Origin of the sequence: Kaistella yonginensis, assembly GCF_030409525.1 — a bacterium.
GTDB lineage: Bacteria > Bacteroidota > Bacteroidia > Flavobacteriales > Weeksellaceae > Kaistella > Kaistella yonginensis.
The window spans coordinates 31,073-44,168 of the sequence record NZ_JAUFQB010000063.1; the positions used below are offsets into that span (position 1 = coordinate 31,073).

Annotated in this window: 11 protein-coding genes; 5 read left to right on the top strand and 6 right to left on the bottom strand. The window is 37.6% G+C overall.

Annotated features, from left to right (window positions below; all coding sequences use genetic code 11):
* Positions 1-11 precede the first annotated feature (11 nt).
* The 5 genes from ftsZ to QWY78_RS14230 all read left to right on the top strand — a co-directional run bounded on the left by ftsZ (position 12) and on the right by QWY78_RS14230 (position 5,934).
* Complete coding sequence (gene ftsZ / locus QWY78_RS14210) at positions 12-1,829, top strand: cell division protein FtsZ (RefSeq protein WP_290221023.1); 1,818 nt, start codon at positions 12-14, stop codon at positions 1,827-1,829.
* Positions 1,830-2,002: 173 nt separating this feature from the next.
* Positions 2,003-2,449, top strand: a complete 447-nt coding sequence (locus tag QWY78_RS14215; RefSeq protein WP_290221025.1) for a GatB/YqeY domain-containing protein — start codon at positions 2,003-2,005, stop codon at positions 2,447-2,449.
* A 103-nt stretch (positions 2,450-2,552) separates the two neighbouring features.
* A complete protein-coding gene (locus tag QWY78_RS14220) occupies positions 2,553-3,809 on the top strand; it encodes a cation:proton antiporter (RefSeq protein ID WP_290221026.1) in 1,257 nt (418 codons plus the stop codon).
* A gap of 98 nt (positions 3,810-3,907) precedes the next feature.
* A complete protein-coding gene (locus tag QWY78_RS14225) occupies positions 3,908-4,318 on the top strand; it encodes a BrxA/BrxB family bacilliredoxin (RefSeq protein ID WP_290221030.1) in 411 nt (136 codons plus the stop codon).
* A 101-nt stretch (positions 4,319-4,419) separates the two neighbouring features.
* Complete coding sequence (locus QWY78_RS14230; protein ID WP_290221033.1) at positions 4,420-5,934, top strand: GH3 auxin-responsive promoter family protein; 1,515 nt, start codon at positions 4,420-4,422, stop codon at positions 5,932-5,934.
* A 75-nt stretch (positions 5,935-6,009) separates the two neighbouring features.
* Here the strand turns inward: QWY78_RS14230 and QWY78_RS14235 are convergent, their stop codons facing one another.
* The 6 genes from QWY78_RS14235 to QWY78_RS14260 all read right to left on the bottom strand — a co-directional run bounded on the left by QWY78_RS14235 (position 6,010) and on the right by QWY78_RS14260 (position 13,040).
* Complete coding sequence (locus tag QWY78_RS14235; RefSeq protein ID WP_290221035.1) at positions 6,010-6,381, bottom strand: hypothetical protein; 372 nt, start codon at positions 6,379-6,381, stop codon at positions 6,010-6,012.
* Between the two features lie 2 nt (positions 6,382-6,383).
* Entirely contained in the window at positions 6,384-7,361 is a 978-nt protein-coding gene (locus QWY78_RS14240) for an endonuclease/exonuclease/phosphatase family protein (RefSeq protein ID WP_290221038.1), read from the bottom strand.
* A gap of 11 nt (positions 7,362-7,372) precedes the next feature.
* Positions 7,373-8,104, bottom strand: coding sequence for a rhomboid family intramembrane serine protease (locus QWY78_RS14245; protein ID WP_290221042.1), 732 nt, complete (start codon positions 8,102-8,104; stop codon positions 7,373-7,375).
* A gap of 5 nt (positions 8,105-8,109) precedes the next feature.
* The gene (mutL, locus tag QWY78_RS14250) at positions 8,110-9,870 is read right to left on the bottom strand and encodes a DNA mismatch repair endonuclease MutL (protein ID WP_290221045.1); all 1,761 of its coding nucleotides are present in this window, start codon (positions 9,868-9,870) and stop codon (positions 8,110-8,112) included.
* Between the two features lie 199 nt (positions 9,871-10,069).
* Positions 10,070-10,711, bottom strand: a complete 642-nt coding sequence (locus QWY78_RS14255; RefSeq protein ID WP_290221048.1) for a hypothetical protein — start codon at positions 10,709-10,711, stop codon at positions 10,070-10,072.
* A gap of 109 nt (positions 10,712-10,820) precedes the next feature.
* Entirely contained in the window at positions 10,821-13,040 is a 2,220-nt protein-coding gene (locus tag QWY78_RS14260; protein ID WP_290221051.1) for a TonB-dependent receptor, read from the bottom strand.
* Positions 13,041-13,096 lie beyond the last annotated feature (56 nt).

Below are 13,096 nucleotides of genomic sequence, written 5' to 3' on the forward strand. Positions count from 1 at the left end.
AAACCAAGTCTATGGAAAATATAAACACTCCTGGATTTTCATTTGATTTACCAAAAGGAAATTCATCAATCATTAAAGTAATCGGCGTAGGTGGCGGTGGCAATAATGCCCTGAAGCACATGTACGAAAGAGGAATTCATGGCGTAGATTTCGTCATATGTAATACCGATTCACAAACTTTAGATAACAATCCGGTTACCAATAAAGTGCAATTGGGTCTTACAATCACTGAAGGCTTAGGCGCTGGTGCAGATCCTGAAGTGGGCGAAAAAGCAGCCATCGAAAGCATCGAAGATATCAAAGCAGCGATGGGACAAAACACCAAAATGGTTTTCATCACGGCAGGAATGGGCGGTGGGACCGGCACTGGTGCTGCTCCGATCATCGCAAAAGTAGCAAAAGATATGGGAATTCTGACCATCGGCATCGTCACCGTACCTTTTAGTTTTGAAGGAAAGAGAAGATTAGAACAGGCTGATTTGGGTTTAGAAAAACTACGAAATAACGTAGACTCGCTGATTGTCATTAATAATGATAAATTACGCCAACAGTTTGGAAATCTAGGCTTTAAATCGGGATTCTCTAAAGCGGATGAGGTATTAACCAACGCTGCAAAAGGTATGGCAGAAGTGATTACCGGCTATTTTGATGTGAACATTGACTTCCGAGATGCAAAATCCGTCTTGGAAAACTCCGGCACCGCCTTAATGTCGAACGGAGTTGCTTCTGGTGAAAATAAAGCCGAAGAAGCAGTGAAAAAAGCCCTGGATTCCCCATTATTGAATGACAACAAAATTACCGGTGCTCGAAACGTATTGTTGTTGATCAGAAGTGGTTCTGAAGAAGTGACCATGGATGAAATCGGGGTAATTATGGATCACATTCAGCAAGAAGCTGGGCATACGGCAGATATTATTTTTGGAGTCGGCACCGATGAAGAATTAGGCGATGCAGTTAGCGTATTGGTTATTGCAACTGGCTTTTCAAAAGATCATCAAAAAAATTCTGGCGTTACCGAAAAGGTAAATTTCACTTTATCTGATTCAATTGAACCGGTTAGAAAAAGAGATAATGCTTTTAAACCTGCCTCGGATGAAGAGAAAAGCACAAAAGACCCTTTCCCTTCGAAAAATCTTTTTATTTTAGATGATGAAGATGATTTCCCGACGAATGAATTTCAAGTAAAAACAGTAGAGAAAAAGAGAGTTATAGAAAGAGAAGCACCGGTTGAACATCATCGTTTTCCAGAGGGTGACCATTCTCCGGAAAGCTATCAAGAAGAAACTTCAGAGCTGGATCTATTTACTTATGAAGAGGATTTGATTGAAGAACCGCTTTCTCATGCATTCACTTTTGAAACCGAAGAGAGAAAAGAAGAAAAAATTATTGAAAACGAACCTACTTTTACGGAAGAAAAACCAATGGAATACAGTTTTTTCGTAAACGAACCGATTGACGAGCCGACCGTTGAAACACCGCAGCCGAAAGCAATCATCAAAGAAGAACCGGTTCAAAAATCCGTACCTCAGGTCGTAGAACAAGTGGTAGAAACAAGCCTGTTCGATGTGGAAGATGATTTTACCTTCATTAATAAAACGCCAAACAGCGAGAAAGTTTTAGAAAGAAGAAATAAATTGAAACAATTCAATTCGAGATATCAGAACTTTGAACTTGAAGATGAATTTGAAACAATTCCAGCCTTTAGAAGAAAAAACATCTCCATTGGCCAAGAAAATGCTTCTGATCAAAAAATAACCAATTTCTTAACGGAAAGCGATGGCAAAATGCAGGTTAAAGAAAATCGTTTTTTAAATAAAGACGTAGATTAATAATTGAAGGTAACAATCTACTGGTTTACCAAGATGGCAAATTAGAAAAAAAGGCGTCACAAATTGCTACATTGCTACATTGTTACATTGCTACATTGTTACATTGGTACATTGGTTCATTGGTACATTGGTACATCGTTACATTGTTACATCGTTTTAATATATAAAAAATTATGAGTTTAGAAATCACCATTAGCGACGCGATTAAAGACGCGATGCGCGCAAAAGATAAAGTAGCACTAGATGCTTTGCGTGCTGTAAAATCTCAAATCCTACTGCTGAAAACAGAAGCGAAAGGAGCCGAAGTTTCTGCCGAACAAGAAATTGCAATTTTGCAAAGAATGATTAAGCAGCGAAAAGATTCCTACGACCAGTTTACCGCTCAAAACAGAAGCGATCTTGCCGAGGTAGAAGAAGCGCAGAGCAAAGTTATTGAGGGGTATTTACCGCAACAAATGAGCAGTGAAGAACTGGAAACCGCGATGAAGGAAATCATCGCAACAACAGGCGCAACCAGCGCGAAAGATTTAGGAAAAGTAATGGGAATGGCCAGTAAAAACCTGGCCGGAAAGAGTGACGGAAAGAGTATTTCTGACATGGCAAAAAAATTACTTTCATAAAGGAAAAGTTAGGATATACAACCTATGCATATCGATTTGATTGAAACCCGGAACATTTACTGTTTCGGGTTTTTTATTTTCTTACATTTATAGAAATATTTTTATGCAGCTTTATCACTATTTTACCATTATTATTATACTTGCCGCAGCTTTTGGCTACTTTAACAAGAGATTTATGAAGCTGCCCAGGACCATCGGTGTGATGATTATCGCTTTACTCACTTCACTGGTTATTGTCTTGGCAGCCTCCTACTTTCCAGATCTGTTTATTCAGACAAAAAATATGATTCTGTCGATTGATTTTTATACCATTCTGATGGAAGTCATGCTGAGTTTTCTACTATTCGCCGGTTCGATTCATATTAAATTAAATGACATTAAATCTGAACGAGCGCCTATAATTGCATTCTCAACCATAGGGGTTCTAATCTCAACCGCCATTGTAGGGGTTTTAATGTACTGGCTGTTACAAGCTTTTGGGTTACATGTTCCCTTCATCAGTTGCCTCCTTTTTGGCGCGCTAATTTCCCCCACAGATCCAATTGCCGTTCTAGGAATTTTAAAATCTGCCAATATTCCAAAATCCTTGGAAACTAAAATATCGGGTGAAAGTTTATTTAATGATGGTGTTGCGGTAGTCATATTCGTTGCTATTTTCGAAATATCACAGGTCGGCTTTGCCAATATGGGATTTTTTGATATTGCGATTTTATTTTTAAAAGAAGCCGGTGGTGGTATTTTATTAGGAACACTGCTGGGAAGCTTAGGAACCTACGTTCTAAAGACGATTGATGATTATTCAGTGGAAGTCATGATCACCTTAGCGATGGTCATGGGCGGTTATTGGCTGGCATCCTGGCTGCACATCAGTGGACCTTTAGCGATGGTTGTGGCCGGCATATTCATCGGAAACCGAGGTAGAGCGGTTGGAATGAGTAGCATTACTGAGGAATATATTGATAAGTTCTGGGAAATAATAGATGAAATTTTAAATGCTGTTTTGTTCTTGCTGATCGGATTAGAGTTACTGGTTATTAATTTTGAAAATATTTATATTTTAATAGGAATAATTGCTATTTTCATCGTTCTTTTGGCTCGATTTATCTCAGTCGGCATCCCATTCTTACTATTAAAGAAACGGGTGAAGTTTGAGGAAAATTCCTTTCCAATTTTGGTTTGGGGAGGCCTACGTGGTGGTATTTCAGTAGCATTAGCATTGGCATTGCCCAGAGAGACCTCCGGTGATATGTTCGTTGCGATTACCTATATTATTGTACTGTTCTCCATTATTGTTCAAGGTTTAACCATTGGCAATCTTGCCAAAAGAATGACACGAAAATCAGCCAAAAAGGCACAATAGAAAATTGGTATTGTTTTGATTGTATAGATCACGTTGCGATTAATTAAAAAAGAATTAATTTTGCAGCTCAATAAATTAACACCTAAAATACAAACAATATGTATCCAGATGATTTAGTAATGCCAATGAAGCATGAACTAACCGATAAAGGTTTTGAGGATTTAACCACTGCTGAAGCCGTAAATCAAGCCATTAAAAAAGAAGGAACCACACTGTTAATGATTAACTCTGTATGTGGTTGTGCAGCTGGTGCTGCAAGACCTGGTGCTGTTTTTTCACTCACCGGTGATAAAAAACCAGAAAATCTAATTACGGTTTTCGCTGGCGTAGATAAAGAAGCGGTTGATGAAGCCCGTAAATTTTTGGCACCCTTTCCGCCGAGCTCACCATGTATAGCCCTTTTCAAAGATGGCGAGTTGGTTCACATGCTCGAAAGACACCACATTGAAGGAAATCCTGCAGGCGCAATTGCGGCAAACTTGCAAGGCGCTTATCAAGAATACTGCTAAAATTAGATTTTAGTAATCAAAATTCCGCTTTTCAGAAGGCGGAATTTTTTTGTAATCCAAAGCATAAGACCTTTTAGCAGAAATATATTATATTTGTCGATATGGCAACAAAGGCACTTTTTAACACGGTGGTTAATTGGTTTATCCGACAAAGGATTGACCAGATTCAGAATTTTATGGATCATCCTATTGAAACCCAAAGTGGGGTGCTTTTTTCCCAACTCTACTACGCAGAGAATACGGATTACGGTAAAATTCATGGCTTCAGCTCTATTTCGAGTTATGAAGATTTTACCAAAAATGTACCCATTGTCACTTACGAAGATTTCGAACCATTTATTGAAAAAGCACGGCAAGGCCAGCGAGATGTTACCTGGCCGGGTTTGGTAAAGAACTTTGCGAAATCGTCCGGCACCACCAACGCCAAAAGCAAATTTATTCCCATTACCGATGAGAGTTTAGAATTTTGTCATATGAAGGCAGGAAAAGACCTCATCTCGATATATGCCAATAACCATCCTGACAATCAATTATTTACCAATAAAAACCTTCGCTTAGGAGGGAGTGCTGATATTTATGAAAATTTCAATACGAAGTTTGGTGATCTGTCGGCCATCTTAATTGAAAACCTTCCGTTCTGGGTAGAAATTACGACCACACCCAGCAAAAAAGTGTCGCTGATGTCCGAATGGGAAACTAAATTAAATGCGATCGTTTCTGAAGTAACCACAGAAGAGGTAGGCAGTTTAACCGGCGTTCCTAGTTGGATGATGGTTTTGCTTGAACGAGTGCTGTCTGAAACCAAGCATGAAAACATCTCTGATTTATGGCCAAATCTGGAAGTGTTTTTTCATGGCGGAATCAGTTTTAAGCCATACCGCGAACAATTCAAAAAAATAATAGGAAAAGATATTAATTACTACGAAATTTATAATGCTTCTGAAGGATTTTTCGGAATTCAGGATCAGCATGGCAGCGAAGAAATGTTACTGATGTTAGACTACGGGATTTTCTACGAGTTTATTCTAATGGATCAATTTGACCCAAATAACTTGCACGCTATTCCTTTGCAAGAGGTAGAAATCGGTAAAAATTATGCGATGGTTATTACGACCAATAGTGGGCTTTGGCGCTATTTAATCGGTGACACCATCCGATTTACTTCACTGCAACCCTTTCGAATTAAAGTCTCTGGTCGAACCAAACATTACATCAATGCCTTTGGTGAAGAATTGATGATCGACAATGTAGAAACAGCCCTTTCCAAGGCTTGCGAAGCCACAAACTCATCCATTACGGATTTTACTGGCGCACCTGTATTTATGCAACAAGGCGAAAGTGGTGCCCACGAATGGATTTTTGAATTTGCACAACAACCCGCCGATTTAGAAAGATTTACCGATGTTTTTGATAATCATTTAAAATCAGTCAATTCTGATTATGAAGCGAAAAGATATAATAACATGACCTTGAAAAGACCAATCATTCATGTCGCAAAACCAAAATTATTTTATAATTGGATGGCAGAAAGAGGCAAATTAGGCGGTCAAAATAAAGTACCCAGATTAAGCAACGACCGCGAATTTATAGAACCTTTATTACAGATGAATGCATAAAATCTGCTTAATTAGCGGCAAATTTCACATGCTTTCTCATGAGATTACTGATTAGGCGCAAAATTTAAAATAAAATTACGGCGTCGCAACCTGATCGGCTTTGGGATTTGGCGTATCTAATTTAACTTGTTTACTTGCTTCCAATTTCTTCTCTGCTTCCGCCGCTTTCTTTTCGGCATCTACTTTTTCTTCTTTTGCTTTGTTGAGTAAGCGTTCCTCTTCAGTCTTCAATTTAATTTGTTTTAAAGAATCCTGATATTTTAGAGACGATATTTTTATTTTCATCGCAATATCAACCGTAGTCGCGCCTTGGGAAAACGAATCGATAGCAATCGTATCATAAGGCGCCACAGCACTATTTTCTTCTAATATAAGATTTTGCGTAAGCGTTTCTTTTCCACATGAAACAAGTAAAAAAAGGAGGAATATGCTGACGGTATTTTTCATTTTTAATCAATTTTAAATTCTGCAATCACCGGAAAGTGATCTGAAAGTTTCACAGACCGATCCACATGATAACTGATTGGTTTAATTTCTTTTGAGGTCATCAAATAATCAATCCTGATCGGAAACTTATAATCGTGAAAACTGGTTGAACTTCCTCTCCCAACTGCTACAAAAGCATCCGTCAAACCCCTACCCAATTCATAGTATTCATAAGAATTAGGAACCGAATTGAAATCGCCCGCTAGAATTACGGGATAAGGCGACTGGTCGATGGCTTTGCGGATCGCAACGATTTCCTGCTGGTGTACTTTGAATGTGGGCACCAACTTTCTGATAACATCCTTAAATTTCGTTTTATTTTTTTCCAAATCTTCCGATGGTTTAACCATTTTCTTATCAAAGAAAAATGGGTTTAAGTACACGTTTATTACCCTAATTATTTTTCCTTCAAACTTAATATCTGCATAAAAAGCATTGCCATTTCCAGTGGTGGCTATCTTTTCGGTCTTGATGATTTCGGTCTTAGAATTCAGCGCCACAATTTCAAAATCAGTGACTTTATAGGAATAATCTGGCACAGACAGTCCCTTTATCGCTTCCTGACCCAAGACGATATCAGCATCTGTGCTTTCTAAATAATTGAGTAGTTTAATCTTTGATGAATTCCCAAATTTCATATTCATCGAAACAATTTTCAGATTGGGTGATTCCACAGGTTTACTCGTCCAATTGACCCATCTTTTTGTTGGCGTAATCAGCATTAATGAGAGTGCAATAAAAAGGAAGGCCCGTTTTTTCCACAAAATAATCCAAAGAAAACAAAGCAAAACATTCAAAATCATCAAGACAGGAAATGCAAGAGAAAGCAAATTTAAATAGGGAAAAACGTTTGGCGAAACATAATCATTGAAGCTCGTAGCACCCAATAATGCAATAATGAATAGATGAATGAGAAATAAAGCAAATCTGAAAATTTTCACAAATCCATTTTTTAATTAATTCTGTATAGGTCTCGTTTCCAATATTTTGCTAAGGCGAAACCAATCAATGCACCACCAACGTGAGCAAGGTGAGCAATACCTCCTACGTTGCCTGAAATTCCTAAAAAGATAGAACCGACGACAATTACCGGCAAAACATATTTTACTTTTACAGGAATTGGGATAAACATAATGCCAATTTCAGCATTGGGATATAAAGTCGCAAACGCTGCAATTACTCCGAAAATGGCTCCGGACGCACCTACCATAGGAGTGAAAATGATGGATTTTAGATTTTCTACTAATTCTCGTTGGGTTGCAATCATTTCAGCATTGCCGGTAAAAGAAACACTCTCCCCAGCTAAATAGCTATTTAAATTAAATCCTATACTCTCCAAACTGGATTGAATTTGCTGAACTTCAATAAAATTCCACAAATTGAAAAGAAAAAAAGCGCCAAGACCACTCACAAAATAAAGAAGAAGATATTTGCGGTCACCTAAAGTTCGCTCCAACACCGGCCCAAAACTATAAAGCGTAAACATATTAAAAAGAATATGCATCAAACTACCATGCATAAACATGTGCGTAATAATTTGCCACGATCTAAAAAAAGGAGAAAACGGGTAAAATGCCGCAAATTTCATGTACAAGGGAACGTTGTTCAGTAAGTAAAAACCTACAAAAACAATTACATTGATGATGATGATATTTCGGGTAATCGGCGTAATATTTTGAAACATATTTTTTAAAATTTATTTTTTAACTCCTCTAAGGGAATATCGATAAAACATCTTTTCCCCGAGGGTAAGAATTCTGGGAAACCCAACAAAGTAAAATCTTTAATTACTTGCTCGGCATCCATTTTATAGAGAAAATCAAAGCGGGACTTGCTTTGAATTTTATTCCATTGGCTGTTATAAAAATCAAGAAACTCATCTTCCGTACGATATTCTAAAATCTCAAAAAGAGTTTCTAGAAATTTCATCACTTGGGTTTCTTTCAATCCTTGTGGAACTGCATCGATTCGCAACACATTGTCATTGGCAATAATCATTTCAAAACCCAATTCTGGTAAATATTTTTTAATAGACCTAAACTTATTTTTCTCGGTTTCATTCATATGATATTCCAACGAAAAAAGAAGCGTATGCTTTTCATTGCTCCGTTTTTTCTTCGCATTTCGTTCTCCCACAATCAGGCGATGCATTCTACCGAGGTCAAGCATTAAGGTTTTTCCATTTTTATTAAAAAGCCAATATCCATTCGGAAGGCGCATTAAATCCTCATCAAAATCCTCATCTTCAAATAAATTAATTTTTGAAGGTTCTGCCGGCACAGTTTGCTGATACATTTCTGCCATCGCTACTCTTTCACCGGGTGAAACAGTCTCTTCGCGGAACGGATTATAGTCGCGATCCACCGTAATTTCTGGAACTTTAAAGCTGCCGCCGCTTTTGGGCTGGTTTAAAAAAGCATCCATTCCTGAATCGCGTTCAAAATCCAAACTAGGCGAAACATTATAAATTCCCAATGATCTTTTAATCGTAGAACGCACCAGCGCAAATATTAAATTATCATCTTCAAATTTAACTTCCGTTTTTTGCGGATGGATATTCACATCAACTTTCTGCGGATCCAATTCTAAAAACAGGAAAAAAGTTGGAATATATCCTGGCAAAAGTAATCCTTCGAAGGCTTCCTGAACCGCTTTATTGAAATAGGGACTTCGGAAATATCGCCCATTAACAAAGAAAAACTGTTCGCCTCTGGTTTTTTTGGCTCCTTCCGGTTTTGCGACAAATCCGTTGAGCTGAATCCAACCTAAATCTTCTTTAATAGGAATAAGAAGCGGTTGTAATTTTCGGCCAAAGACATCTACAATTCTTTGTAACAAGCTGCCTTTTCGTAATCTGAAAACAATATCATCATTATGAAAAAGCTCAAAATCAAGATTTTCATGGGCTAAAGCAACCCGTTGAAATTCATCGATAATGTGGCGAAATTCTACATTATTATTTTTCAGAAATTTTCGTCTGGCCGGCACATTATAGAAAAGATTTTTCACTGAAAAATTAGAACCTTCCGCCGTTTGAATTGGTTCCTGAAATTGAAACCCACCGCCTTCGATATAAATATTGGTTCCGATTTTGGCATCTGCTGTTTTGGTTTTCAATTCCACCTCTGCTACGGCAGCAATGGAAGCCAAAGCTTCGCCACGAAAACCCTTGGTAGAAATCTTAAAAATATCTTCGGTCGTATTGATTTTTGAGGTTGCATGCCGCTCAAACGCCAGTCGTGCATCGGTTTCGCTCATTCCGCTGCCGTTATCTACAACTTGGATTAAATTTCGACCGGCATCACGAACAATTAATTCTATTTTTGTGGCGCCAGCATCGATCGAGTTTTCTACTAATTCTTTTACAATTGAGGCAGGCCGCTGCACCACTTCACCAGCGGCGATTTGGTTGGCGACATGATCGGGCAAAAGTTTTATAATATCAGACATTTAATAGTTGGGGTCTAAGCTGTTTTTTTGCAAGTATTAATTTAAACTGCTTCAATTTTAGATTGCGTTTTAAGAGAAGTCGGTGCACAAATGAAATTCTTCTTATTTTTTCAACTGGTAAAAATAGTGATTTATTTTTTGCTTCAGCCAAAAATAACCTCTAGAAATTCCAGAGGTTTTTACGAGGAATGAGGATGAATTAGGGTTTATTGGTCAAAAAATACTCCGCTTCGGATTTTCCCCAAGTTGGACCTAAGAGCGTTTTGGGCTGATAGACTTTAAATTGATCCAGAGACTTTTGAAATAGCTCCAATCCCTTTTTTTTACTGCCGCCAAATTGTTCCGGTGTGAAATAGGTATCTTCGGCTTTCAATAAAGTTACTCTCGGATTTTCGGGATCAAGTTCTTCAGCTTTAGCCAAGGCTTCTGCTCCCAACATTCCTTCGCTCATAAACCGAGCTTGCGGATCAACCATCATTTTTAATCCGTGAATCATTTTCTGTAAAATAAGTATTTCAGGATTTTTTTTACTGAGTGAAGCTGCTTTATCTAAAGAAGTTTGTGCTTCTACTGCAATGTCGTCCAGTTCAGTAATTTTTCCGGTACGCATTAAGTTTCTGCCTTTTTCAATAGTGGCGTGAGCTGCGTAATAATAGGGCAGCCACTGTGTTTTTTCTTTGTCACCGATTCTTACAAAATCATCCGACAAAGCTGTAAAATCTTCTGGAGTTTTTGACTGCTCTAATTTTGCGATTTTTTCAGTCATCACTTTGTCAAAAGTAGTTTGGGCAAAAATGCTCGCTGAAATCATCAGAAGCATTGTTAGAAATAATTTTTTCATGAGGTAGGTATTTGATTTTTATTCTGTTTTGATACTACAAAGGTAATTGAGGTAAATATGTTCGGAAATTTTATGTTACTGAAAGGTCAATTCCATTTTCTGAACCGTATTAAAGATTGCTGTTAATTACATCCTGTGTTCGGTCGATCCCGAAATTGATGAAGGCTCCGATGAAAACAAAAGTACTGGCAGATGGCAAAACAGCGTTGCTGCGTAAACCGTCCTTTGAAAATTGAAATCCGTAAATGTTCTTTTGCTGCAAAATATTATTCACCGACAAGACCAAAATTGTAAAGGCTTTCGCCTCTTTTTTTCCCAGATTGGGCAAGTAATTTAAACTAAAGTTGAGTGCGTTATAATTTTTCAAGGTGCCTTGGCTCATTAAATAGTACTCGCCATTGTTGTCTGTCTGAAAATTATAAAAAGGTCGCCCAGAAGCGTACTTATAAGAAAGGTTAAAACCTGTTTTCCAATCGGTAACGAATTTTTTAGCAACGACAGAAAGCGTATGTTTTGCCGCAAAATTCGGAAATAAGCTTTGGTCATAATACTGGAAATTGCGTTTGGAATCTAAATAGGAATAGGAAACCCAAAAATCAATATTTTTAAGTGATTTCTTGTCACGCCAAAAAACCTCAATGCCTTTTGCAAATCCGTCTCCATTATTATTAATGGCAACTGGTCGCTGGTTTAGAATTTTGGTTTTAATTAAATCACTATAGTTTTTATAGAAAGCTTCGAGACGAAAACTTCTGCCGTCCGTTGATTTTTGAACTTGTAAAATATAATGTTCTGCTTTTTGATTATGTAAAGAATTACGACCAAAGTATTTCTGGTCGGGGTTTTGGTAGAAAATTCCATAGGCCAAAGAACTCGTCCAGTGGGTTGAAATCCGATAGGCCATCGCTAATCTCGGTGAGAGATTCCATTGGGTAATTGCTGAGGAATATTCTGATCTTAATCCCAGTTTGGCTGATAAATGATTGCTGAAGCCTACCTCTGTTTCTGTAAAAACCGCAGTAATTTGATTATTGAATTGAAATGGAATTGAAGGAAGCTCAAGCGCTATCTTTTCACGCGCCTCATTGAATTCAATACCACCTCTAACAGCAGAAATACGGTTGATTTTTCTTTCCAATATTCCCTTTGCATTAAAGTAGTTCGTATTAATAGCAATGGTAGTGGGATTAATTTCTGCATTATCAAAAATAGAACTTAGCGCAATTGTATTAGAATTGAAGGTGTACGAGCTCCCAAGATTTAAAAGATATTTGCCAAATTTCTGACGGAAAGACAGGTTGTGAAAAGTGTTTTTGCCTTGTAGTGATGTATTATCAAAATCGCTATTGGTCTCTAAGCTTTCTGCTTGCAACGCAATTTTATTGGTATCATAACTGCCATAATATTTCAGAATTCCACCATTTTTATTTTTTAATCGAAAGTTAAAATTGGTGCCAAAGGCTTCAGGTGCTTTGGTGAAATTATTATTGAATTTAATTAATTTGGTCATCAATCCCAGATTTGAATACGAGCCAAAAATGCCAAATGATTTTGATTTTTCTTCATTAACATTTTGAAAGCCTGCGGTTAGGAACAAAGGAGAAATCCCGATGTCAACGGAATTACGCTCAGGAAAATCGATACTTTCTAAGACAAGAACCGAAGACAAGGCTTGGCCATAAACGGCGGAATAACCACCGCTTGAAAAAACATTTCCTTTAAATAACGATGTATTTAAGCGATCCATCGATTTCACACCCGGAATTGAGTTGCCGAAAAAATTGTTCACCAAATTCCCATCCATAAAAAATTTGGTTTCTTCGCTTGTTCCACCGCGCACAAATAAACCTTCAGTTTCCCCAATTTTTTGCACCCCAGGAAGCGTCTCCAAAGCGGAAGAAATTTGACCATTTGCTCCAGCGGTCGTATAGATATCGATTGGGGTTAAAAGTGCTGTCGCGCGTTTTTTATCACTCGCTTCAATTGACCCCGCAGAAATAACCACGGCATCTATTTCGGAAACCTGCTCTTTCAGGGTAGAATTAACGATAAGATTCTCATTTCCTATCATGATGGTTTTCTGAATTTCAACAAATTTCATGTTTGAAAAAACCAAAATTCGTGCTCCTTTTTCAGTGGTTTCAAAGGAATAATTGCCAAATTCATCCGTTGTTGCTCCATCGTAAGTGTCTTTTAAAGTGACTGAAATAGCCTTCATCCCTCTATTTTTAAAATGAACTTGCCCGGAAATTGTAATTTGTGCGTGAGAGAAAATATCCATTAATAAAAATACAAGAAGCAGCACTTTTGAAATAATAAATGTTTGCATGGTGATTATTTTACGCTTCAAATGTATTACGGAATGGGTTTTGCTGAAAATTTAAT